The 23,743-nt window shown below is 34.6% G+C and carries 19 protein-coding genes; 11 read left to right on the top strand and 8 right to left on the bottom strand.

Features of this window, described 5'->3' with window-relative positions; all coding sequences use genetic code 11:
- The first annotated feature begins 502 nt into the window (after window positions 1–502).
- Window positions 503–862 (top strand): RNA polymerase sigma factor, encoded by a 360-nt coding sequence (locus MQX03_RS01400; protein ID WP_242800866.1) that lies wholly within the window; start codon window positions 503–505, stop codon window positions 860–862.
- Between the two features lie 159 nt (window positions 863–1,021).
- On the opposite strand, the gene MQX03_RS01405 is transcribed toward MQX03_RS01400, so the two are convergent.
- Window positions 1,022–1,612 carry a hypothetical protein gene (locus MQX03_RS01405; protein WP_242800868.1) on the bottom strand — a complete coding sequence of 197 codons (591 nt, stop codon included), beginning with the start codon at window positions 1,610–1,612 and terminating at the stop codon, window positions 1,022–1,024.
- Between the two features lie 152 nt (window positions 1,613–1,764).
- Between MQX03_RS01405 and MQX03_RS01410 the strand changes: the two genes are divergently transcribed.
- Window positions 1,765–2,664: an EamA family transporter gene (locus MQX03_RS01410; RefSeq protein WP_262916896.1), complete on the top strand. Its 900-nt coding sequence runs from the start codon at window positions 1,765–1,767 to the stop codon at window positions 2,662–2,664.
- 57 nt (window positions 2,665–2,721) lie between these two features.
- Here MQX03_RS01410 and MQX03_RS01415 read toward each other — a convergent pair whose 3' ends face one another.
- Window positions 2,722–3,348, bottom strand: a complete 627-nt coding sequence (locus MQX03_RS01415) for a CatA-like O-acetyltransferase (RefSeq protein WP_242800870.1) — start codon at window positions 3,346–3,348, stop codon at window positions 2,722–2,724.
- A 125-nt stretch (window positions 3,349–3,473) separates the two neighbouring features.
- On the opposite strand from MQX03_RS01415, the gene MQX03_RS01420 reads away from it, so the two are divergent.
- A complete protein-coding gene (locus MQX03_RS01420) occupies window positions 3,474–4,046 on the top strand; it encodes a Crp/Fnr family transcriptional regulator (RefSeq protein ID WP_242800872.1) in 573 nt (190 codons plus the stop codon).
- A gap of 18 nt (window positions 4,047–4,064) precedes the next feature.
- On the opposite strand, the gene MQX03_RS01425 is transcribed toward MQX03_RS01420, so the two are convergent.
- The gene (locus MQX03_RS01425) at window positions 4,065–4,610 is read right to left on the bottom strand and encodes a GNAT family N-acetyltransferase (protein WP_242800874.1); all 546 of its coding nucleotides are present in this window, start codon (window positions 4,608–4,610) and stop codon (window positions 4,065–4,067) included.
- 206 nt (window positions 4,611–4,816) lie between these two features.
- On the opposite strand from MQX03_RS01425, the gene MQX03_RS01430 reads away from it, so the two are divergent.
- The gene (locus tag MQX03_RS01430; RefSeq protein WP_047446385.1) at window positions 4,817–4,993 is read left to right on the top strand and encodes a histone H1; all 177 of its coding nucleotides are present in this window, start codon (window positions 4,817–4,819) and stop codon (window positions 4,991–4,993) included.
- A 40-nt stretch (window positions 4,994–5,033) separates the two neighbouring features.
- Here MQX03_RS01430 and MQX03_RS01435 read toward each other — a convergent pair whose 3' ends face one another.
- Window positions 5,034–5,846, bottom strand: coding sequence for a helix-turn-helix domain-containing protein (locus tag MQX03_RS01435; protein ID WP_242800876.1), 813 nt, complete (start codon window positions 5,844–5,846; stop codon window positions 5,034–5,036).
- Between the two features lie 68 nt (window positions 5,847–5,914).
- On the opposite strand from MQX03_RS01435, the gene MQX03_RS01440 reads away from it, so the two are divergent.
- From MQX03_RS01440 to MQX03_RS01455, 4 genes are all read left to right on the top strand, one after another.
- Complete coding sequence (locus MQX03_RS01440) at window positions 5,915–7,057, top strand: Atu1372/SO_1960 family protein (RefSeq protein WP_242800878.1); 1,143 nt, start codon at window positions 5,915–5,917, stop codon at window positions 7,055–7,057.
- Between the two features lie 124 nt (window positions 7,058–7,181).
- Complete coding sequence (locus MQX03_RS01445; protein ID WP_242800880.1) at window positions 7,182–8,330, top strand: hypothetical protein; 1,149 nt, start codon at window positions 7,182–7,184, stop codon at window positions 8,328–8,330.
- Window positions 8,331–8,336: 6 nt separating this feature from the next.
- Window positions 8,337–9,170 carry a GLPGLI family protein gene (locus MQX03_RS01450; RefSeq protein WP_242800882.1) on the top strand — a complete coding sequence of 278 codons (834 nt, stop codon included), beginning with the start codon at window positions 8,337–8,339 and terminating at the stop codon, window positions 9,168–9,170.
- Window positions 9,171–9,439: 269 nt separating this feature from the next.
- On the top strand, window positions 9,440–11,002 hold the full coding sequence (locus MQX03_RS01455; RefSeq protein ID WP_242800884.1) for a M20/M25/M40 family metallo-hydrolase: 1,563 nt from the start codon (window positions 9,440–9,442) through the stop codon (window positions 11,000–11,002).
- A gap of 25 nt (window positions 11,003–11,027) precedes the next feature.
- On the opposite strand, the gene MQX03_RS01460 is transcribed toward MQX03_RS01455, so the two are convergent.
- The 4 genes from MQX03_RS01460 to MQX03_RS01475 form a co-directional block, all read right to left on the bottom strand.
- Window positions 11,028–11,579 carry an RDD family protein gene (locus MQX03_RS01460; protein WP_242800886.1) on the bottom strand — a complete coding sequence of 184 codons (552 nt, stop codon included), beginning with the start codon at window positions 11,577–11,579 and terminating at the stop codon, window positions 11,028–11,030.
- Window positions 11,580–11,588: 9 nt separating this feature from the next.
- Window positions 11,589–13,712 carry a Tex family protein gene (locus tag MQX03_RS01465; protein WP_242800888.1) on the bottom strand — a complete coding sequence of 708 codons (2,124 nt, stop codon included), beginning with the start codon at window positions 13,710–13,712 and terminating at the stop codon, window positions 11,589–11,591.
- A 114-nt stretch (window positions 13,713–13,826) separates the two neighbouring features.
- Window positions 13,827–16,235 (bottom strand): hypothetical protein, encoded by a 2,409-nt coding sequence (locus MQX03_RS01470; RefSeq protein WP_242800890.1) that lies wholly within the window; start codon window positions 16,233–16,235, stop codon window positions 13,827–13,829.
- Window positions 16,236–16,493: 258 nt separating this feature from the next.
- Complete coding sequence (locus tag MQX03_RS01475; RefSeq protein WP_242800892.1) at window positions 16,494–18,908, bottom strand: hypothetical protein; 2,415 nt, start codon at window positions 18,906–18,908, stop codon at window positions 16,494–16,496.
- Window positions 18,909–19,271: 363 nt separating this feature from the next.
- On the opposite strand from MQX03_RS01475, the gene typA reads away from it, so the two are divergent.
- The 3 genes from typA (at window position 19,272) to MQX03_RS01490 (ending at window position 23,651) form a co-directional block, all read left to right on the top strand.
- The gene (gene typA, locus MQX03_RS01480; RefSeq protein ID WP_242800894.1) at window positions 19,272–21,077 is read left to right on the top strand and encodes a translational GTPase TypA; all 1,806 of its coding nucleotides are present in this window, start codon (window positions 19,272–19,274) and stop codon (window positions 21,075–21,077) included.
- A 116-nt stretch (window positions 21,078–21,193) separates the two neighbouring features.
- Window positions 21,194–22,795: a glycoside hydrolase family 10 protein gene (locus MQX03_RS01485; RefSeq protein ID WP_242800896.1), complete on the top strand. Its 1,602-nt coding sequence runs from the start codon at window positions 21,194–21,196 to the stop codon at window positions 22,793–22,795.
- Window positions 22,796–23,099: 304 nt separating this feature from the next.
- On the top strand, window positions 23,100–23,651 hold the full coding sequence (locus tag MQX03_RS01490; protein ID WP_242800897.1) for a ferritin: 552 nt from the start codon (window positions 23,100–23,102) through the stop codon (window positions 23,649–23,651).
- Window positions 23,652–23,743 lie beyond the last annotated feature (92 nt).

A 23,743-nucleotide genomic window follows, 5' to 3' on the forward strand; every position in this document is an offset into this window, starting at 1 on the left:
TGTATTTTAATAATTTCCTTTTATTAATCGCAATCTAAAATAATTGAAATAATAAATTATCCTGCACTGTCGGTTTATTAAATTTTTTGTAATCGATTGCATAGATTCAAAGATAATTAAACTATTGAAGTTAAAATTTAATTTTAAAAAGCTACGTTTTGACTAAGAATTTGAGGTTTTCCGAATGCATTATTTTTTGGGTATAAACCGAAACAAAGATTGAATACATAAAAATTATGATCCAGATTTGATAGAAATATTTAATAATTTTTAAATATTAGATACCACGTCTGCTCATTTGAATTATGTTTAGCATACAATTTGTTTATAGACAAGTATCTAATAATTTTTTTTAAAACAGGATAGAAGATCAAAATTATTGTATACACGAGTCAGGCTGTTGTTAAGGAGCAATAATCTTTTTTAATCGTAAGTACATCCCTTTTTTAATTATGCATTAGTACCATGAAGAGGGATATTTATACAGATTATAAAATGCCTAATGAAAACAAAGAACTCAAAAAAGTATACAGATAATGAACTGTATCTTTTAATACAACAAAAAGATAAAAGAGGTTTTGATCAACTCTATAATCAATACTCTTGTATGCTATACGGATTAGCTCTGCAGTCTGTTCGCTCACGAGAATATGCTGAGGAAATCACGACATTAACTTTTGAGAATGCATGGAAATCTATACAATCTTACAATCATGAAAAAGTGAAGTTACAAATGTGGATGGTTTGTCTTTTGATCACAAGTACGAAAGATTATCTTTCTAAAAAAAGTTTGTCTTATACTTTCAATATTGATAATTTCCCTAATTTTTCTTTCGACATTATTCAGGAAAAAGCCTGTTAAGTTTCTATCTTAGTTAGATACTACCGAATTCAATATCGAAAATATTTCCGCTTGAAAGAAAATTTCAACTAAATAATAGAAAAAACTTATCATACTCACAGAAGATATTATTAAAACCTCAGATGTACTATATTGAATTTGTTTTTAGATTTATTAAGATTACTTCCACTGACTTTCAAGTGTTCTGAAATTTTGAATAGTAGGCAAAGGTTTTATAAGCAATTTTTTTTCTTCTTTTTTCAGAATATCTCCGGAACCCAAAGCTTGTGTAATTTCTGTTTTTATACCTTTTAAAAGGTCAAATTCTGCTTCAATGGTGTAGTCTTTACCATCCCAGATTACTGATGAAAAATTGACTAATTCAAAGTTTCCTTTGTTAAATTTAAATTTATCCTGATAGTGAAAATCTTTTATTTCAGAATAGATAACCAAATATCCATCCTCAATGAACGCATACGGAATTTGGTCTCCGCCATATTTTCCGTTTGGATATTGTGGATTGAAGATATTTGTGGAAGAAAAGAATAATTTGAATTTTCCGTCAGACTGTTGAAAGTAGATTTCTAATTTGAGTGGCTGATTAACATCAACGGTATCCATGGAAATCACGGTTTTATCTTGCAATCCGTCTTTATTGAGATCACCCAACTCTTCTCGTATCTGTATAGTAAAATGATCAGTATTTCCTTTTTGTTGAGCCATTGCAACAAAAGAAATAATGACGAATAAGATTAAAATTATTTTTCTCATTAATTAAGTTTACAAAATGTGATTAGCCTTGAAAAATTCAGAATATTTTTGGTTAGTACCTTATCAAAGGTAATATTTTATCTGTTTTGTCCGCTCTTTAATCTCTATTTTTGCACCATCATTTTATTTCAATTTAATACAGACAATTTCACTTGAATAATCTAAAATATTACTTAGCTGCAATACTTGCATTTTCTGTTTGGGGAACCTTTAGTTTGGTTTTAAAACCGCTGCATTCATACGCATCATTGGATATTCTTTTTTATCGTGTCTTCAGCTGTGCCATTATAATGACGGTAGTGTCTGTACTTTTCAAAAGAAAAAAAATACAAACTAATCTCAATTATTTTAAATCGCTACCCAAAAAGAGCAGAAGACAAATGATTGTCTTAAATGTTGGAAGCAGTATTTTGTTGACAGCAAATTGGTTTTCATTTATTTATGTGATGAATCATGTCAGTGTGCGGGCGACTTCTGTAGCTTATTTGGTTTGCCCGATTATTACGACCATACTTGCTTATTTTCTGTTACGTGATAAATTGTCAAAAATGCAATGGCTATCGGTATTTCTGAGTTGTATAGGTTGTGTGTTGCTTTCTTATGCCAATATGATTGATATGTTTTACAGCAGTCTGATTGGCTTTACTTACGCTGCATATTTGATCAGCCAAAACAAAAATACCAAGTTTGATAAATTTCTGGTTCTTAATTTTCATATTTTACTATCAGCGCTTATTTTACTGCCATTTTTTCCGGCTTTCTCTGGGCCGATTCCTACTGGTTTTAAATTTTATTTCTATGTTGAAATCATCGCTATACTTTACACCATTGTTCCATTATTGCTGAATTTATTTGCCTTAAGCGGAATAGCTTCGTCAAAAGTAGGAATGATTTTAAATATAAATCCCATAATCGCTTTTGTGTTGGCCGGAGTTGTTTATCATGAGCCTTTAGGTGTTTTGCAGATATTTTCTTATGCGCTTATTTTCTTGGCTGTGATTGTATTTAATGGTAATCAGATATTTAAAATAAAAGATTCAAACGTAAATTAATTTTGAGTATTTCTAAATCAATTCACGTTTGAATCGATAATAATTATTTTATTTAAATTAATCTTCATCCATCAACATCTGAAATCTTTCAGTAAAAAGCCCGACATGATAGCCATCCATTAAGGCATGATGCCCGTGGATAGAGATATTCATTGTTTTAATTCCATTGACATCCATCATTTTTCCAAATGAAATTTTAGGACAACTGTCTGAAATAGAAAATTTTCTTGCATGTGAAATCGAAGTGAAATTTAACCACGGAACGGCAGAAAAATGAATAACATTATCTCCTCCTTTTGCCGGAAGCAAGGTATTTGATGATTTCACCCTTTCAATTTCGTTTTTGGCTATGGTTTGAAAAACAGACTCATCAGACTCAAAATCAATGTATGAAAAACCGAAAGTGTTATTGGGTCGATTGATAGTTGCTGATGCATGAATAACATCATATAAGAATGGTTTATCTTCAACAATTCGATATCTGAAGTTCTCAATTTCGTTGGCAGCTTTTATGGCTCTGTACAGATAATAGAGGAAAAAAGATTGATTTTTTTCTTTGGCAGATTGGTAAGCTTTTGTACAATCTATGCTCACCGTTGTTCCGAAAAAAGGCTCTTCAAACTGAGAGAAAAAAAGGTATTGTTCTTTACGATCCCATTCGTTGATTGGTATTAATGTCTTCATTTTTAGTATTTATTATTGTTATTTCGAAAAACAAAATTGATTGTTTTTCTATATTTGTATGTTTTACAGCAGCAAAATTCTTAAATACCTAAAACAATAAAAAGGACATTTGTCCCTGACATCCAATGTTAAGAACCAATCAGTCATTTTTGGCTTATGTAAGCAATCTTTATGAGAAACAAAACCGCAAAGAAGATATTATTGTAAGATCTTTTGAGGAAGGTGAATTGCTGGTGTCTCAAAATGAAGAGGTCAACAAGGTAATGCTTTTGAGAGAAGGCATTGTAAAATGCAGCCTGACCGAGGGAAACGGAAAAGAATATATCCTTGAATTTTCCGGAAGTGGAGAGATTATTGGCGAGTTAGAAAGCATTCGAGAAGTAAAAGCATTATGTACGATTGAAGCACTAACAGCGGTAAAAGTTTATTCAATCTCGATTCCTTATTTCAGTAAACTTTTAAAAGAAGATATTGTTTTCAATGGGTTTTTGTTGAATGTTTTTGCAGAACGTATATCCAATACTTCATCGCGCGCTTCGTATCAGCAACTTTACACCGTCGAGGAAAGTCTAAACAGACTATTAGAACTTCAATCTGAGCAGGATATAAAAATTTCGAAAGAAAATATGGCCGCATATCTTGGAGTTTCGGTGAGAAGTTTAAACCGAAGCTTGAAGAGTTTATTGAATAAAGATTAATAGTATTTCAAAATAAAATTATTGCCTAATTTCATTAAATTCTTCCTTTGTAATTGCAAAAATATCCATTTCTTTATGATTGTAAATTACCTTTTTATTCAGCGTCATTCCGTTTTTTGCAGCCACTTTTTTCGATTTTTCATTTTCTGGAAAAATCATTGAAATTAATCTTTCATGAAAATTATTTTCAAAAGCAAATTCTTTACATTTCTTAGCACTTTCAAGCGCAAAACCCATTTTTCTGAAATTGGGAAGAATGGAGTAGGCAATTTCAAGTTCAAATTTATTTTCAACATCCCGTACCAAAAGTCCGCATTGACCGACTAACTGATTAGTTTCTTTGCAGATGAGAGCGTTTTGCCCGCCTAGATCATTTTCATAACGATGAAAAGTCCATTCAAACCATTTTTCACAACATTCTTCAGGATTTTTAAACTCAGACATTCCAAGAAGTTTTGTAGTTTCTTCATCTTTAAATAGTTCCATCCAAATTTTAAAATCAGAATGTTCCAATTTTCTGAATCTGAGTCTGCCGGTTTCCTGATGATTTAAAAGAAATTTCATTGTTGATGGTACTTAGAATGTTTATTAATCTACCAAATTTAGATTATAAATCACTAATTAATCCATTTATCAATGAGTTTTTATAGAAAAAAAGGATAATTTTTAGGATTTAAATTAAATAATTCATGTTTAACATTAAATTTTTTCATCAATGTTAGGCTGGATGCATCTGAAAACATATATTTGCACCCTAAATTTTTATAGACATGAAAGAACTTATTGAAAAAATCAACGCAGAATTCGAAGCGTTTGCAACTGAAGCAAACCAACAATCAGAAAAAGGAAACAAGGCAGCGGGTACTAGAGCTCGTAAATCAGCTTTAGAATTGAGCAAATTGTTCAAAGAATTCAGAAAAGTTTCTGTAGAAGAATCTAAAAAATAATACAGACTCGGCCGGCTTTTTTAGCCGGCTTTTTTTTTACTCAATTTTTCAAGTTTTTGTTTACTTTAGGTCTCAGCTTCATCACAGACAAATAAGATGATGTGAAAGCAGAAAGACTTTTGTAGCCTACTTTGAAGGCGATTTCGCTCAGTGTGAATTGTTTTGAATCAATCAGTTCTACACTTTTTACAATTCTGATCAGCTGTATATATTTCTTCAGGCTGATTCCCGTTTCAGATTTAAAAATTCTTTGCAGACTTCTTGCAGACATATTTCCTTTTTCAGCTAAATCTTCAATGCTTAAATGTTGTTTAAAATTGACATTGATGAAATTACAAACCGCCGTCAGTCTCGAATCTACAGGCGCAGGAATCTGAAGGAAATTAGTTTCATTGCAGAAATTAGGTAGACTTGTCAGAATTGCAGTCATAAATGTACTTTGTTCTGCATCTTTAGTTAGCAACTTATTCCATTTTGAAGCGTAACGCAGCATTTCTTTCAAAACAGAAGGTGCGGGAAACACATGTACCTCTTTGTAGAAATTATTCTCTAAATCTTTCTTAAATAAAACAACCATCAGCTTTACGGTTTCAGATTCTGAAGTAATTCGGTGTTTTTTTGAACCTGGAATCCAAATAACATGATTCTGAGGTACGAGATATATTTTTTGATCAATATGAAAATACTGATAACCTTCTTCTACAAAAGTAAGCTGAGAACGCTCATGGAAATGCTCGTAATCATCATGCTTCCAGTCTTGTTCGTACCAAACATAGATGTCTTTATCAACAGAATCAGAAAAATATCCCGGAATTTCTTCTGATAAACTGCATTGGGTTTTGGCGTTTTGCATATTGTTTTTGGCAAAATTAATGAAAATAGCATTCTTAATTTTGTATCATCAATTATTTTAAAATTTTTATGAAAAAGACAAAAGGAATTTTTACATTCATTCTTCTATTTTTAATCACAAATATTATGCTGGCACAAGACAATAAAACAAAAGTACTGGTTTTGATTCATTCAGATAATGGCGGAACTTACGAATTGGCAAAAGAGATTTCTAAAGGAATTGAAACTGATGGAAACACCAAAGCAACCATTAAGCTTGTAAAATCATCATCGCATGAAAAGTTGAAAGATATTCCGGTTGCAATGGTTGACGAGTTGGCTTCGTATGACGGAATCGCTTTTGGTTCGCCCGTTTACTTCGGAAATATAAGCACAGGAATGAGCGAATTTCTTGCTAAAACGGTTGATCTATGGACGCATCATAAGTTGGAAGGAATGCCTGCAACGGTTTTTATGTCTGCAGGAAGTGGAGCAGGAAACGAATTGGCTGTTCAGTCATTTTGGAACAGTCTTTCAGTTCACGGGATGGTCTTGGTCTCAAACGGGATTCGTGGTAATGATAAGATAGATTCTACAATCCCGCAAGGAAACACGGTATTGGGAATCACGAGTTTAGCTTCCATGAAAAATGTGCAGCGACCAAGCGAAAGTGAAAAATATTTAGCGAGAATTCAGGGTGAGAATTTTGCAAAAGTGGCATCAGCTTTAAAGGGTACTTTTCAAAAGAAAGTTTCAAAAGAAACTTTAAAAACAGAAACTGTTGATGCTGTTTTAAAAAAGAAAAACATCATGCTGCCCAGCGTTCCAAAGCCTGCAGGAAATTATCAACCTTATGTAAGATCAGGGAATCTGATTTTCATTAATCAGGTTGCTTTGAAAGATGGTAAGATTCTTAATCCCGGAAAATTAGGTGTTTCAGTTGATGAAAATCAGGTGAAAGAAGCTACAAAACAGACAATGCTGAATGTTCTTGCAGTTTTGAAAGATGCTGTAAACGGAGATTTAGATCAAGTGAAAAAAGTTGTTCAGCTCACCGGAATTTTTAATACAAAAGACGACTACACGAAACATGCAGATTTGATGAATGTAGCTTCAGATCTCGCAGTGGAAGTCTTTGGTGAAAAAGGAAAACATGCAAGAGCTACACTCGGAGCATCATCGATTCCTGTGAATTCTTCGGTAGAAATTCAGGCTATATTTGAAGTTGAATAAGTGTACAAAACCGTTAAAGAAAATTAAATATTCACAAATAATACTAAATATATCAAACTGCATTGAAATGTAACCTGTTTTGAATTTATATTTGCTCCGCTAATAACCAATAGCGGAGTTTATTATGAAACATATTTCCTTTCTATTTATCTTTTTATCAGCAGTTCTTTCTGCTCAGAAAATCCAGGTTGTAGATTCTGAAAACGGTCAGCCAATTGCCAATGCAAGGATTCTTTTATCAGACCAATTGCTTTATACCAACGAAGATGGTTTTGCACCTGTCGATGAGAATTCTAAAGATTTTGAAGTATCTGCATCGGGTTTCAAAAAAGAAAAGATTAAGAACTTTAGCTCTGTAATCAAGCTTCATCCTGCTTTTAAAGATATTGAAGAAGTGAAAATCGTCAGTGTAGATATCAAAAAGCTCTTTGAAGATGTTTTTAAAAATTATCACAAACGTTATTATGATGAGCCTTCGATATACGATGTGGTGATGAAGCAGAAGGCTTTTGATAATAACAAACTCCATTTTATGTCCATTTCTGAAGCTAAATTATGGAGTAAAACCAATTCGTACAACTACAAAGACGGATACAACAAAAAGTATGACGACATTCTGCAGTTACAGCTTAATAATGTAAAATACCTTAAAATAAATAAATCTGACAGTATTTTTTCTGCCAAAGTAGAAGAGTTTACACATGAATATATGGGGAATTATTTCTTCAATTATGAGCTGAACCGGACCCTTACGAACATAAGGTCTCATCAAGCAAAATATTCAGGAACATTAGTTTCAGAGGAAGATGGTGAGCAGTTGATCAGCTTTAAAATAAAAACCATAAGAGGTACTAAAATAGAAGGTAGCATGAAATATAATACAGCAGACAAAGTGATTACATTTTTTGAGACAAACTATGCGATGGATGATTTACCTGTCGAAAAAAAGGTTTCAACAGACGGAAGAACGTTTGATTATAAATATGGAAGCGCCATTCTTACCTTCGATTTTTATAAGAAAGATGGTCTTTATGTGCCCGCTTTAAATAGATTTGAAACTGATAATTACACGATGTTTTACAAAGACGAAACCCATGTGAAAAAGTCGATGCGTGAGATTGTGTACAACACATTTGCAAAATCTGATAAAAAAGGATTAGACCCAAAAGTAGATTTTGCTAAAAGCATTTGGGAAAATATTCCTGTAAAAGAAGACAAAGAATCCACGGTTTTACTCTCAAAAGAAGAGCAGGAATTTATCAACCAAAAATAATATACTATGAAAAATTTAGTTTTATCAGCTTTCATCTTATCTGGACTTTTGTCTAAAGCGCAAACGCACCGCTTCATTTATGATGTGGAATACAAAAAAGATTCGACGCAAAATACTACCGTTAAAGAAAATTATCATTTGGATATTGAATCTAAAACAGTGAAATATTATCCACGTGATTTCTTTATTGGAGATTCTTTAGTGACCAATAATCTACAAATTGCAAAGGGTACAAAATTTAATACGTCTCACATTATTGCACACCAAATTGGTTCAGCAGATTATGATTATTACGATGTTCTCGAAAATGTGGTGTTGAAACTTCCGTCAAAAAACATTCAAGATTGGAAGCTAACTAATGAAAAAAAGAAAGTAAAAGATCTCAATTTACAAAAAGCAACCACCAATTGGGGTGGAAGGAACTGGATTGCATGGTTTACTGCTGATATTCCGTTTCAGGAAGGGCCGTATAAATTTCACGGACTTCCCGGTTTGATTGTAGAATTGTTTGATGATAAAAATAATTACAAATTTGAACTCGTAAAAACTCAAAAGATTGCAACACCCAAAAGCAATATATACATCGATCATATGCTTAAAAGCAGTGTTGAAGTTGATGACAAAAAATACAGAGATTCTAAGTTGAAGTATTATGACTCGCCCGTTAATTATTTGAGGAATGCAACACAGCAAACCCGATCAAATGATGAATTTTATCTGAATGACGGCACCAAAGTGGGACAAGCCAATTCTCGTGAAGTCAATGAAAGATTAAAAGAATCAATAAGAAAATACAACAACCCCATTGAGCTCGATAAAGCGATAAAGTATCCTTTATAGTTTATGGGTAATGACTAATGTGTAATTAGTAATGATTTAAAGATTCATTATATTATCTATTAAAGTATGTTGTTAATCTGTGCAAATCTGCGCCATCTGTGGGAGAAATGAAATTCATTTCCCGCTCACTATACAGATTTGCACAGTTTTTTTATTGTTTAAAAATGGCGATTTAAAGATTGACAATCATGAGTTTTAAGCATTAATAGAATGTTAAGAATTTTAATTTTCATTAAATAACTTTATCTTTATGCCAATCAATAAAAAGTATGAAGATAAACACCTTTTTTGCAGTTCCTGTAGTAGTTTTGGCGAGCCAGTTTGGCCATGCGCAATCTAACGTTCAGAAATTAAATCCTATTGTTGAAAGTATTGTCAATGAAACGAATAATCATTCTCAGCTGGAAGATATGGCATTCGAATTATTAGACGGAATTGGTCCACGTTTGGTCGGAACTCCCGAAATGCTTAAATCGAATGAATGGACAGCCAATAAATTAAAATCATGGGGAATTGATGCAAAACTTCAGCAATTCGGAACCTGGAAAGGCTGGCAGAGAGGAACTACTCATGTGGATATGGTGTACCCAAGAATGAAGTCGCTTTCGGCAACACAGTTAGCGTGGAGTCCTTCCACCAAAAAAGCTGTGGAAGCAGAAGTTATCGTTCTTCCTAAAGTTTCTTCTAAAGCAGAATTCGATCAGTGGCTTCCTTCCGTAAAAGGTAAAATCGTTTTGATGGCGCAATATCAGAAAATCGGTCGTTCAGATGAGCAGATCAAAGAATTTGCAACTCCTGAATTATATGAAAAACTGAAAGCCGAAAAAGAACAGGCTTCAAAAGACTTCCGTGATTATGTAAAGAATATCGGTTATGATAATAATACACTTCCCGAAGCTTTAGAAAAAGCAGGAGCGGCTGGAATTGCGATTTCAAACTGGACGGGAATTATGGGAGCCAACCGTATTTTCGGAGCGAAGACTTCCAAAATCCCGATGTTTGATATCGATGTGGAAGATTACGGAATGCTATACAGAATGGCTGAAAAGGGAACAAAGCCCAGAATCAAGGTGGATGCACAATCGAAAGTTCTTCCTGATGCCAAAACATTCAACACCGTGGGGATGATTAAAGGTTCAGAAAAACCAGAAGAATATGTAATCCTTTCTGCTCACTTAGACTCTTGGGACGGAGCTCAGGGTGCAACAGACAACGGAACGGGAGTTTTAACAATGCTTGAAACGATGCGAATTCTAAAAAAATATTATCCGAATCCTAAGAGAACGATTGTTGTAGGATTGTGGGGAAGTGAAGAGCAAGGATTAAACGGTTCAAGAGGGTTTGTGGCAGATAATCCTGAAATCATCAAAGGAACTCAGGCAGTTTTTAACCAGGATAACGGAACCGGAAGAGTAATTAATATTGCAGGTCAGGGCTTTATAAAATCCTACGACTATATCGGAAAATGGCTGAATGCAGTTCCGAAAAATGTACGTGACCACATCAAAACAGACTTCCCAGGAATGCCGGGTGGAGGAGGCTCTGACCACGCTTCATTCGTTGCGGCAGGAGTTCCCGGATTTTCTTTAAGTTCACTAAACTGGGGGTATTTCGGCTATACATGGCATACAACCAAAGATACTTATGATAAAATTGTTTTTGATGAGGTTAAAAATAACGTAATTCTTACCGCAACTTTAGCTTATATGGCATCAGAAGATCCTGAATTTACCAGCAGAGAACGAAGAACAATGCCTGAAAATGAAAAAGGAGAAGTGGCCAAATGGCCTGAAGTAAAAGAACCGAGAAGAGATTCTAAGGAGTATAAATAAAAACAAAAAGTAGCCTAAAACCAGGCTACTTTTTTTCTGCTAACAGTTTTTTGATTTCATAAAGTTGCCTTTCCTTAATAATATACGTCTTACAAAGTTTATTGTTCATGTACATACTCATTCTTGTTCTGTAAAATGTTCGTGTTCCCATTGCGACACTTTTGGTGATATACTCAGAGAAGGATGGATAAAAGTTTGAAAGGCAAAGAATATTTCTTTTTAGAGATATTGAAAAATCAGGATAGTTCCCAAAATCATCAATTACTATCATTTTCAAAATTTTTTTTCCAATGGTTGTTCCCCAAACTGTTTCAGTAATACTCCCAATAATTATTACTGTAGGAATTGAAATCAAGAACGAAAGAAACGGATTTTGTTTAAAAATGAGAAGCAAAATCAAAAATAAAGGTAGTATATCAATAATTTTTGCCCACTCTCTTTGCTTCTCACTTCCTGCGAAATCAGCTTTGTAAGGTAAATCATATTCAAATTCATTATATATGCGTCTACCTTCCGAATCAAAATTTTGCGTTGCTCTGCGAGTAGTTTTTCTTTCTGTGAGTTCTGAAATTCTCATAACTTCTGATTACAAAATCATACTCAGTTGAATTCTTTTTCTCGCCTCATCAACTTCCGTCACTCTCACCTGAACATGCTGATGCAGTTTTACCACTTCATTCACATCAGAGACAAAACCGTCTTTTAACTGCGAGATGTGAACCAGTCCGCTTTCTTTAATTCCTAAATCTACGAAACATCCGAAGGCGGTAATATTGTTAACGATTCCTGGAAGAATCATGCCGATATTTAAATTTTTAATGCTTTTTACATTCGGGTCAAATTCAAAAACTTTAGCTGCCTTTCTCGGGTCTAATCCAGGTTTTTCAAGTTCTTTTAAAATATCTTTTATTCCTAAAATTCCGATGTCTCCGGTAATGTATTTTTCTGGTTGAACCAAAACAATTTTCTCTTTATTAGCAATAAGTTCATTGGTTTTAATTCCAAGATCTTTTGCCATTTTTTCAACAATTCCGTATGCTTCAGGGTGAACGGCTGAGTTGTCTAAAGGATTTTTTGCGTTGGTAATTCTGATAAATGCGGCCGCCTGCTGATAGGCTTTCTCTCCCAACCTCGGAACTTTTTTCAGTTGTTTTCTATCTTCAAAAGCTCCGTTTTCAGCACGGTAATTCACGATATTTTCAGCCATCTTCTCACCGATTCCTGAAACATAACTTAATAGTGATTTGCTTGCCGTATTCAGATTAATTCCGACAGAATTTACGCATCTCATCACGGTAGAATCCAGTTCGTTTTTCAATTGAGTCTGGTCTACATCATGTTGATATTGCCCCACACCGATTGACTTTGCATCAATTTTAACCAACTCTGCCAACGGATCAGAAAGCCTTCTTCCAATAGAAACTGCACCACGAACCGTCACATCAAAACTCGGAAATTCATCTCTCGCAATTTTACTTGCAGAATACACCGATGCTCCGGCTTCAGAAACCACAAAAACTTGCAGTGGTTTATCAAAAGCAATTTTTTTAATGAAAAATTCAGTCTCACGGCTTGCAGTCCCGTTTCCGATAGAGATTGCCTGAATGTTGTAGGCGTTTACCATCGAGCGGATTTTCTTCATCGCCATACCGCTTTCGTTTTGCGGAGCATGAGGATAAATCGTTTCGTTATGTAGTAAATCTCCTTTTTCGTCCAGGCAAACAACTTTGCAGCCACTTTTATACCCCGGATCGATGGCCAAAATTCTTTTTTCACCTAGAGGAGGTGCCAATAAAAGCTGACCTAAGTTTTCAGAAAATATTTCAATCGCCTTTTTATCCGCTTTTTCTTTAGCTTCCTGTAAAGTTTCATTTGAAATTGCGGGTTCTAGAAGTCTTTTGTACGAATCTTTGATGGCTAAAGAAATCTGTTCTGAACTTTCGTTTCTTGATTTGATGATGGCATTTTCTATAAAATCTAAAGCTTCATCTTTATCAATTCCAATATTTGTTTTTACAAAACCTTCTGATTCTGCTCTCAGCATGGCCAGAAGTCTGTGCGAAGGCGTTCTGCTAAGACTTTCTTCCCATTCGAAATATTGTGAAAACTTCTGCGCTCCCTCGTCATCTTTTTTGGCTTTTACCAATTTAGAAGTAATGACTGCTTTCCGCTGAAAAAGACGGCGTAGATTTTTACGGACGTACATATTTTCGTTGATCCATTCTGCCATGATGTCTCTTGCACCCTGCAAAGCCTCCTCTTCAGAGGAAATATTTTCATTTAAATATTTTGAAGCCAAATGCTGCAGGTCATTCGCTTTTTGGCTCATAATAATTTTGGCTAAAGGTTCCAAACCTTTTTCTTTTGCCGCATCAGCTTTGGTTTTTCTACGCTTTTTGAAAGGTAAATACAGATCTTCCAGCTCCTGAATATCAAAGCTTTCCTCAATTCTTGTTTTTAAGTCTGAGGTTAAAGCATTTTGTTCTTCAATCGATTTTAAAATACTTTCTTTTCGCTTTACAATTTCTTCAAACTGTTTATTTAATTTAAAGATACTTTCAATAGCAACTTCATCCAAATTACCCGTCGCATCTTTTCGATAACGGGAAATAAACGGAATGGTGCAGTCTTCAGCAAGCAATTTTAAGGTAGCATTGATGCTTTTTTCGGATATATTTAGGGAATTTTTAAGATATTCAGTGGTATTCATTCTTCATTTTTGGAAGTGCTAAAATACTGACTTTTTTAGACTATTAAAATTTGATTTCAATTAAAAAAGAAAACCAACTACAGGATGTAATTGGTTTTTGAGGATCTTATTTAATTATTTTAAAATATCGTTGTAATAGAGTGGAGTATCAGTTTCTTCATCAAACCCGATAATGATGACTTTAAAACTTTTTGCATCATCGTTGTTGTAGAAATTTATTTTTGTAGACTCTTTCGGTTGATTTGGAAGATAAGGATTCCAATACAAAGTGCTGCGGCTGTCCTTGGAAAGACTTTGAGGATCAATTTCGTCATAGATTTCATTTTTAAAAGGTTCTTCCTTATCGTATCCTTTCAACGTCATTTCCTTTAATGTTTTAGACTGTCCGTTATCGGGAGCCGAACCGGTAATTCCACCTCGGCGGGTATAGATGATGATGGCACCATTTCCGCCACCTGAACTCCCTGAGAACATTCCTCTGATAACTTTAATCATCGCAACGTCCGAAACAGATATGGAAGAAATTAGGGAGGCATCAGCCCTCATCTCATCAAGAAAGAGTTGTACCGGACCGCCACGCATGGTTGCAGTAGCATTAGCACCTTGTGAACTAATCTGTAAACCGGGAACTCTGCCCTGAAGCCATTGAAGAATATTAATTGCTCCTGCACCATTGTTGTCGTTGACGAAATCAAATACCATTTCATTGACACTTTTAAATAATGGACTGCTCAATGTCTCATTCAGTTTTTGGGTCTTGTTTCTTTTGTCACCTTTTATTTTTACCTCTTCAATATCCGTTATTTTTTCATTAATAAATTTTTCAGAACTTAGATTAGCAATAGATTTAGCTACTTTTTCAGGAATTTCTTCACCCTGAACTCTGTCTGTAAGTTTCGTTCTGCTGTCCGGTAATTCTTTTCTGAGTGTAATAAAACTGAAATCAGGCTGGAAATAAACCTGTGTACTGCTTATTGCTGCTTTATCTTTTGAGTTGAGTTGATAAGAGAACTTCATGGTATCTTCAAAAGCAAGATTATTTAGCCAAAAAAGTCCGTTTGCATCAGTTTTCACTAAATTAAACTTCATTCCTGCTTCGGGCATTTTAAAAATTAAATTGAGTTCTGAGTTGGCTGCAGGTTTTCCTTGTGACATCACTTTTCCTTTATATGAAATATACGATTGAGGTTTATTTTTGATTAATGGATAATTTCCGGAAATGATGTTTTTCCATTCAAATCTTTTGTATTTTTCAGATATTAAAAGAGCATCCAAAGCCTCAGAATTGTGATTTTTCGCAAAGTATTGGGCGGGTTTAAAGATGTGCGAACTGAAATCACCCGTTAGCCAAAGACTGCTCAATAAACTGTTTTCCTCTTCTGAGCTGCTATCATTAGCGTCTATTAACAAAGCGCTGTAAGCATTGTAGTGTGTATTGTTTGCAATAATTACAGAGTTTTTACTACGATTAGACGTATTAATTGCATTTGTAAGAACTGGTTTCTTAATATTCAGAACGTTGGGCTGTACAAAGGATAATCGCTGTGCGACTACATTTTCATTTGCATCAAATATGGTAAGCTGTAAGATTCCGTTAATCAGTTTATCCGCAGGTATCGAAAATGTTTTGCCTGTCATTTTTTTGATCTCAGCCCGGTAAACCATCTGATTATTTATGGTACCTATGATTTTGTATGATTGGTCTTCTGCAATATTTTTAGAAGTTATTGAGTATTGTACAGCGGTATCTGTACTCTCAACATGCAGGTTTACCCCTGAAGTCGCTACAGGAGGCAGATCAATGGTCAGTTTTTGTCCTGCTTTATCTTCTAAAGAAAGCTGATACTGCTTACCTGCTATCGGTGTTATACTGAATGATCCTATATTTTGGTCGAAACCTTTAAATTCAGCGACAGCCACATTGGGTTTTCCTGTTTCAATTACTGAGCCGCTCCATTCTGATGGCGTTACCCCTTTTGAATGCAGACGTACAGCAAATTTTGTAGGAATGCCGTCAACGAATGTTCCGCTTTCCGGATGTAGAGTAGCAGACCAAGCAACTTCGGTATCAGGTTGTAGTTTTTTCGGAGATGCCGGATTGTAAATACTAATGGGTTGCAAATAATTGAAATCATCACTGAAGTTAGTCATCCAGGTAGTATAGGCTCGAATGAAATAAACATCTTCCTGTAAGGTATTGGCTAATGAAAAACTGCCGCTTCCTTCACCTTTCAACAGCGGAACCATTTTTTTATCAATTAACTTTTTATTGTTGTCATACAGCTCTACAAAAAGCGACGTGGAAATATTGGAGCGGTTATATCCATCAAAAACAAATGACTTGAACCAAATATTTTCTCCCGCTACATAATGATCTTTATTAAAGAGAAGATGGATTTTTTCCTGCGGATAATCCTGTTCAAATTTCTGAAGGGCTTTTTCGGCTTTATCCTGAGCATAAGAGATACATCCGGCTGATAAAGTAAGTACAAGGGCAATTCTTTTCAAGAATAAACTACTCATAATGTATTGTGTTTTTAAAATTTTTCAAAAATACAGTTTTTTCTTACTCTAGAGAAGTAAAGGGTGTTAACTGTGAGTTTTTTGATTTCTTAGTAATCTTGCGGAAGTGATTATCGTAGTCAATAAGAAAAGGCGAGTTGCCCCGCCTTGAATGTTTTCACAACTTCCAGAACGAATATCTTCTTTCTAAAAAAAGGTGTGATCAATTACGAAGATAATAATTTTTGAGAGCAGTTCTTAGTTTCTAATTACTTAAAATTAAGGAATGATCTTATCAAAATAAACCGGCGTATACTTCTCATTATCAGATCCTATAATAATAAATCTAAATTTTTTCGCCGTGTCATTATTGTAGAAATCAATCTGAGTTGGCTCAACAGCATCTACTTCCAGAGAAGAATTCCAATAGAGAACACTGCGGTAATCATATCCTATTTTAGAAAGCTCAGAATTTCCGTAATCGGCGTCCGGGTATTTTTCATATTCATTATAGCCTTCCATCACAAAAAAGTTAAGATTAGCCATATTCAATAGGTTGCTTTCAGGAGCTTTGGGCTGAGTGTCGCCTCTTCTGGTATATATTAGTACAGCACCATTTCCACTGCCGCTCATTCCTACGCTGCCATCTTTAATTATTTTTACCATGGCAATATTTGAAGCCGAAATTCCACTCAAAGAGCTTGCATCCGTCAACATTTCATCTAAATAAATATTAGCTTTCCCTTGACGGATATAAGGAGTAGGAGCTCCGTTTTCATAATTGATGGTCAATCCTGCAACGCGACCTTGAAGCCACTGTAGAATATTTGGCGAGCTTTCTGCAGATTGGTTTTCATTCACAAAATCAAAAACAACTTCATTCATGCTTTTGTAAAGCGGACTGCTGAGTTTTTTGTTGAGCTCTTCAGTGAGGTTTTTCTTTTTGGCCTTTATTTTTACTTCTTCAATTAAAGTAACTTTTTCGTTATATTCTTTTTTATATTTTCTTGCCTCAATAGTTTTGGTAATTTCAGCTGATTGTGAAGCTTCAGAAGATGAATTTCTGTCGACAAGTTTGTATTTTTCTACTGCAGGTAAATCTTTTTTTAACGGAATAAAAGTGTTGAGCGGATTGATGAAAACATTGGTTCTGCTTTTAAGAGCGGCACTGGCTCCATTTAATTGATACGTTATTTTAATTGGTTTTTCAAAAATCAAATTTTCAAAAAAGAACTCTCCGTTGCTGTCTGTTTCTACTTCGAGGATTTGATTTCCCGAAATATCTCCATCCACAAGCATGATGAGGTTTTGTTGAGCCGCAGGTTTTGCGTTTACGGTAACTCTACCTTTGTATGAAATGTATTTTGAAGACTGATTGATAATGGTAGGGTATTTTCCTGAAATGATTTCTTTCCAGTCAAACATTTTCCATTGTTCGGAAATAAGCAGAGCATCAAGAGCTTCGATATTTCTTTTTTCACCGAAATATTGTGCAGGACGGTCTATTTTAGATTTAATAATACTGGTTAACCATAAAGAACTCAGGAGATTTTCGTCTTGCAGTGACTTTTTATCTTCAGGATCAAACACGGCGACAGAATAATTCGGAACACCTTTAATAGATTTAATATCAAATGAATTCAATCCTCTTTTTTCAGTACTTACCGCCTTCGCTTTAACTTCCGGAACGGAAACGAGAAGATTCTGAGGCATTACAAAACACATTCTGCTTGCCAAAACATTTTCTTTATCATCAAAAACAGTAATCTGTAAAACGCTGTTGATTAATTGATTGGTTGGGATCGCCTGAAATACATCTCTTAATTGATTAATTCTCGCTTTGTAAACTAACTGATCACCAATATTAGCAACGACCGTATAATAAGGATAGCTTTGTGCAGTATTCTGAATTTTATACCGAACATTGTCTTTTTCGCTGAGCACCTGAATACTTACTCCGGTTTCAGCAGCTTTAGGAAGCAGAACAGTGCTTTGATGTCCGTCATTATCTGTAATTACAGCTTCGTAAATCTTATCTTTTTCCGGGGTTAAAGTGAAGATTCCTATATTTCCATCTAATCCTTTGAAAGTAGAGATTTTCTTTTCCGGATTACTTTTTTCAATCACATAGCCTTCCCATTGTGACGGAGGCGTGCCGATAGACTGAAGACGTACCACAATTTTACTTTGAATTCCCTGTATAAAAGAATTTCCTTCAGGATGCAATGTTGCTGACCAGGAAGAGGTCTTATCTAAAACCAGTTTCTTCGGTGAATCAGGATTGTAAATCGGAATTTGCTTTAAATACTGAAAATCCTCACTCAGATTACTCATCATCGGCGTATAGGCTCGGAAGAAATAAACATCTTCGCTCAAGCTTTCAGGTAACTGAATGCTGCCCTGTACAACACCATTAAAAATAGGAAAACGTTTTTTTAAAATCTGCTTCTTGTTACGGTCGTATACTTCAATAAAAAAGTTTGTTGAAATATCTGATGTTGTAAAATTTCTGAAAACCATGGCATTAAACCAAACCGTTTCACCGGACAGGTATAGGTCTTTATCAGTAAGAATGTAGATGCTTTCCTGAGAAAAATTTTCGTTTAAAGTTTGAAGTGCTTTATCAGCAGATTGTTGTGAAGAAAACTGACCGGAAGAAGCCAGGAATAAACAGAATAGAAGTATTCTTTTCATTGTCTTACTGCATTAAATTATATACAAATTAAGACAAAAAATAAATACCCAAGAAATTAATAAGAAATTTTATGATTTTGAAAATATTTTATTACATCTAAATATTTATTTTATAAATGAATTAGAAGCTTTACTTCATCAAAATATCTGCCTGCAAAAATTATAGAGAATATTTAAAAATTTAATATTTAAAAATCACATTTAGCAATTAAAATATGAATGATGCAACTGTTTTAAACTCATAATTAATAACCCAAAACTCATAACTTTACAAAACCTTCTCATTATGAATTTGTTAATTATTAAAACTTTTTATGGTTAATTCATTAAAAATCACTAATTTCGCACCCGTAAAAATCATTCATGCAAAACATTAGAAATATTGCGATTATCGCACACGTTGACCACGGTAAAACTACTTTGGTTGATAAAATAATCCACGCAACAAGCGTCTTTAGAGACAATCAGGAATCTGGAGATTTAATAATGGATAATAACGATCTGGAGAGGGAGCGTGGTATCACTATTTTATCAAAAAATATTTCTGTAATGTACCACGGTACAAAAATAAATGTTATTGATACACCTGGTCACGCCGATTTCGGTGGTGAAGTAGAGCGTGTTTTAAAAATGGCAGACGGTGTACTTTTATTAGTAGATGCTTTTGAAGGACCAATGCCACAGACAAGATTCGTATTGCAGAAAGCTTTAGAATTAGGTTTAAGACCGGTAGTGGTAATCAATAAAGTAGATAAGCCAAACTGTCGTCCTGACGAAGTTCATGATAAAGTTTTTGACTTGTTCTATAACCTAGATGCTACTGAAGAACAATTGGATTTCCCTACATTCTACGGTTCTTCAAAACAAGGTTGGTTCAATACTTCATTAGAAGAAACTGACAATATCTTCCCATTACTAGACGGAATTTTGGAACACGTTCCAGCTCCTGAAGCGAAGGAAGGACCATTGAGAATGCAGATTGTATCTTTAGATTTCTCTTCATTCTTAGGAAGAATTGCAATTGGGAAAGTTATTCAGGGTTCTGTAAAAGAATCAGAATGGATCGGTCTTGCACAGGAAGATGGTAAAATCGTAAAAGGAAAAGTAAAAGAATTATACGTTTTCGAAGGTTTAGGTAAGAAAAAAGTTACTGAAGTGAAAGCTGGAGACATTTGTGCAATTGTTGGTTTTGATAAATTCCAGATTGGTGATTCATTCGTTGATTTAGAAAATCCGGATCCATTACCAAGAACTGCAATTGATGAGCCTACTTTGAACATGACGTTCTCAATCAACAACTCTCCTTTCTTTGGGAAAGATGGTAAATTTGTAACTTCAAATCACCTAAAAGAGAGATTGTACCGTGAGTTGGAGAAAAACTTAGCATTAAGAGTAGAGCCTACAGAAGATGCCAATACATTCTTGGTATTCGGTAGAGGTATTCTTCACTTGTCAGTTTTGATTGAAACAATGAGAAGAGAAGGGTACGAAATGACGATCGGTCAGCCACAGGTTATCCTTAAAGAAATTGACGGTGTGAAATGTGAGCCTTACGAAAGTATGGTGGTAGATGTTCCTGAAGAATTTGCTTCAAAAGTAATCGACTTAGCGACACAGAGAAAAGGTGACCTTCACATTATGGAAACTAAAGGTGAAATGCAACACTTGGAATTCGAAATTCCTTCAAGAGGTTTGATCGGATTGCGTTCTCAGATGTTGACGGCTACTGCTGGTGAAGCTATTATGGCTCACCGTTTTGTAGATTATAAACCTTTCAAAGGAGCAATTCCTGGAAGATCTGTTGGGGTATTGATCAGCAAATCTCAAGGTCCTGCAACTGAATATTCTATTGCTAAATTACAGGATAGAGGTAAGTTTTTTGTTGATCCGGGCGAGGAGATCTACGCTGGAATGGTAATCGGTGAGCAAAACAAGCCGAATGATATGGTAGTAAACATTGTTGAAGCAAAACAGCTGAACAACATCCGTGCTGCAGGGAAGGATAAAGATGGTAACATCGCTCCGAAAATCCTTTTCTCTCTAGAGGAATGTATGGAATACATCCAGGGTGACGAAGCAATCGAGGTAACTCCAAACTTCATCCGTATGAGAAAGAAAGTACTTTCTGAAGAAGAAAGAAAAAGAATCGAAAGAGGAGCGAAAGCATAATCTAAGATTCATCAATATATTTAAAGCCTCGATTTTCGGGGCTTTTTTGTTTTTAATTATATTAAATTTTATTATCTTGAAATTTTTAAAATTATAATTAAATAGTCTATCAAAAAATGAAGATTGATAAAATAAAAATGATAATGTTGTTAGGCTTTTTCGCCTCATTCAGCAGTTCGTGTTCTGTACAGAAAAATACTTCTACGGTAAAAAATACCCCTAAAGAAAACAGATATAAAGCTAAACCTAAAGATTCCACTATTGCCGTTAAGCCACAGATAATCACGCCCATCGAAGCAGATTTTAAAGTAAATCTTCCAGCAATCAATCGTGAATTTCGCGGCGCATGGATTGCAAGTGTTGCCAATATCAACTGGCCTTCAAGAAACAATTTGTCGGTTGAGCAGCAAAAAGCCGAAGCCATCAGCATGTTGAATATGCTTCAGGAAAATAATTTTAATGCAGTCATTTTTCAGGCACGTCCGTCTGCGGATGCTTTGTACACAAGTGAATTAGAGCCGTGGTCATACTTTCTGACAGGAAAAACAGGAGAACCTCCTTATCCAAATTATGATCCTCTACAATTCTGGATCGAAGAATCTCATAAACGAGGAATGGAACTTCATGTTTGGTTAAATCCATACAGAGCGCATCATTCCAATGGTGGAGTGGTTTCTAATCAATCGATGGTCAATAAACTTTCAGATATTACCATTAAATTAAAAAACGGAATGTATTGGTTTGATCCTGCAGATCCTAGAACTCAGGGACATGTTTCTAATGTTGTGAAAGATTTGGTAAAGAGATATGATTTGGATGCCATTCATTTTGATGATTATTTTTATCCGTACGCAACCTACAACAGAGGTGCAGATTTTCCAGACAATACAAGTTGGAATAAATATTTGAATTCCGGAGGAACCCTTACAAGAGCAGACTGGAGAAGAGATCAGGTGAATCAGTTTGTGGAAAGAATTTATAAAGAAATTCATGCTGAAAAAAATTACGTACGTTTTGGAATTAGTCCGTTTGGAATCTGGAAACCCGGTTATCCAGAAGGAGTTGTAGGATCTTCGCAATACGACGAATTGTTTGCAGATGCTAAATTATGGCTAAATAAAGGTTGGGTTGATTATTTCTCGCCGCAACTATACTGGCCGATTGAATCTAAAGGTCAGCCTTTCGCCAATTTATTAAACTGGTGGAAATCTGAAAATACCATGAACCGCCATCTTTGGCCGGGATTAAACACAGTAGAAATTAAAGTTGCAGACCGCCCAACAGAAATTAAAAATCAGATTGAATTATCAAGGCAGATTCTTGCAAATAACGCTGGTGAAATTCACTGGAGTATTGCCGGTCTGACAAAAAATTCAAACATGCTTCCGACACTGAAAAACGGACCTTATAAAGAAAAAGCTTTGACTCCGAAAACTCCGTGGATCAAAGCTCTTCCTTTAGAAAAACCAACTTTATTTATCAACGATAACGGAAGTTTTATCCAAACAAGCTGGAGTTCTAAAAATATCGGAAATGTTTTCCAATGGGTTCTTTTCAAACAATACAATGGAGTTTGGGAAACTGAAATTCTGACTTTGGACAACCTTTCAAAAGAAATTCCAAAAAGCAAAGACGGAAAAATACTGAATGCGATTGCTGTTAAAGCGATTGACCGTTTAGGAAATGAAAGTGATTACATGGCGAAGAAAGTAAAGTAGAGTGGGAGAATAGGAGAGTTGGAGACATTTAGGGTGATTTCTCGCTGTCATTCTGAATGAAATGAAGTGTAGTGAAGAATCTCTTAATAGTCTTATCAACTAAATAAACCTTAATGGTTCAAAATATTTAAATTAAGTCAGTTCTACAACGAACTGGCTTTTTATTTTAGACTCACTATAAATTATCTATGTAAAATAATGATTGATAAGTATTTATAGATTGTTGGTTTTTATTAATAATCAAAAAGCTTGTCTCGGAATCATTTTTGTACCATTTAAATAACAAATACTAAAATATACAATTATGAATACCAACAGACTTTCACCTAAACTGGAACAAGCGCTAAGCGACCAGATGAATACCGAAGATTTACAGTCAAGAGTTTATTTTTCATATGGAATTTGGGCTGCTGATAAAGGGTATGGTGGAATTTCGAACTTTCTTTTTCGCCACGCTCAGGAAGAAAGAGACCACGCAGTAAAATTTATGCAATATGTACTCAACAGAGGAGGAAAACCAACAATCACTGCGTTACCTTCTCCGGGTGAGGAGCCAACAAGTTTAACTGATTGCTTTGACTTAGTTTTCAAACATGAAGTTGATAATACCACAGCAATTTACAATCTGGTAAATATTGCTTTTGAAGAAAAAGATTGGGCTTCATGGAATTTTCTACAATGGTTCGTAAAAGAACAGATAGAAGAAGAAACATTTGCAATGAATTTAATTGATAAATTAAAAATTGCAGGTGGAGACAGAGCCAGCGACGAATCACTATTTACTCTCGATAAAACTTTGGAAACACTTCCTGATGATGCAGAGCTTGCACAAAACGCTACCGGGGCAAACCCATAAAAGCACAATGATAAAATATTATTTCTAAAAAACTGTCAATTATTTGGCAGTTTTTTTTATTATGAATCTGTCTTTAAAATTACTATCTTTGC

This window comes from Chryseobacterium aahli (assembly GCF_022699665.1).
GTDB lineage: Bacteria > Bacteroidota > Bacteroidia > Flavobacteriales > Weeksellaceae > Chryseobacterium > Chryseobacterium aahli.

Bases quoted from the DNA above. Each gene is read 5' to 3' on its own strand.
- MQX03_RS01400 (WP_242800866.1), top strand. From the start codon at position 503: ATGAAAACAAAGAACTCAAAAAAGTATACAGATAATGAACTGTATCTT.
- MQX03_RS01405 (WP_242800868.1), bottom strand. From the start codon at position 1,612: ATGAGAAAAATAATTTTAATCTTATTCGTCATTATTTCTTTTGTTGCA.
- MQX03_RS01415 (WP_242800870.1), bottom strand. From the start codon at position 3,348: ATGAAGACATTAATACCAATCAACGAATGGGATCGTAAAGAACAATAC.
- MQX03_RS01420 (WP_242800872.1), top strand. From the start codon at position 3,474: ATGTTAAGAACCAATCAGTCATTTTTGGCTTATGTAAGCAATCTTTAT.
- MQX03_RS01425 (WP_242800874.1), bottom strand. From the start codon at position 4,610: ATGAAATTTCTTTTAAATCATCAGGAAACCGGCAGACTCAGATTCAGA.
- MQX03_RS01430 (WP_047446385.1), top strand. From the start codon at position 4,817: ATGAAAGAACTTATTGAAAAAATCAACGCAGAATTCGAAGCGTTTGCA.
- MQX03_RS01435 (WP_242800876.1), bottom strand. From the start codon at position 5,846: ATGCAAAACGCCAAAACCCAATGCAGTTTATCAGAAGAAATTCCGGGA.
- MQX03_RS01440 (WP_242800878.1), top strand. From the start codon at position 5,915: ATGAAAAAGACAAAAGGAATTTTTACATTCATTCTTCTATTTTTAATC.
- MQX03_RS01445 (WP_242800880.1), top strand. From the start codon at position 7,182: ATGAAACATATTTCCTTTCTATTTATCTTTTTATCAGCAGTTCTTTCT.
- MQX03_RS01450 (WP_242800882.1), top strand. From the start codon at position 8,337: ATGAAAAATTTAGTTTTATCAGCTTTCATCTTATCTGGACTTTTGTCT.
- MQX03_RS01455 (WP_242800884.1), top strand. From the start codon at position 9,440: ATGAAGATAAACACCTTTTTTGCAGTTCCTGTAGTAGTTTTGGCGAGC.
- MQX03_RS01460 (WP_242800886.1), bottom strand. From the start codon at position 11,579: ATGAGAATTTCAGAACTCACAGAAAGAAAAACTACTCGCAGAGCAACG.
- MQX03_RS01465 (WP_242800888.1), bottom strand. From the start codon at position 13,712: ATGAATACCACTGAATATCTTAAAAATTCCCTAAATATATCCGAAAAA.
- MQX03_RS01470 (WP_242800890.1), bottom strand. From the start codon at position 16,235: ATGAGTAGTTTATTCTTGAAAAGAATTGCCCTTGTACTTACTTTATCA.
- MQX03_RS01475 (WP_242800892.1), bottom strand. From the start codon at position 18,908: ATGAAAAGAATACTTCTATTCTGTTTATTCCTGGCTTCTTCCGGTCAG.
- typA (WP_242800894.1), top strand. From the start codon at position 19,272: ATGCAAAACATTAGAAATATTGCGATTATCGCACACGTTGACCACGGT.
- MQX03_RS01485 (WP_242800896.1), top strand. From the start codon at position 21,194: ATGAAGATTGATAAAATAAAAATGATAATGTTGTTAGGCTTTTTCGCC.
- MQX03_RS01490 (WP_242800897.1), top strand. From the start codon at position 23,100: ATGAATACCAACAGACTTTCACCTAAACTGGAACAAGCGCTAAGCGAC.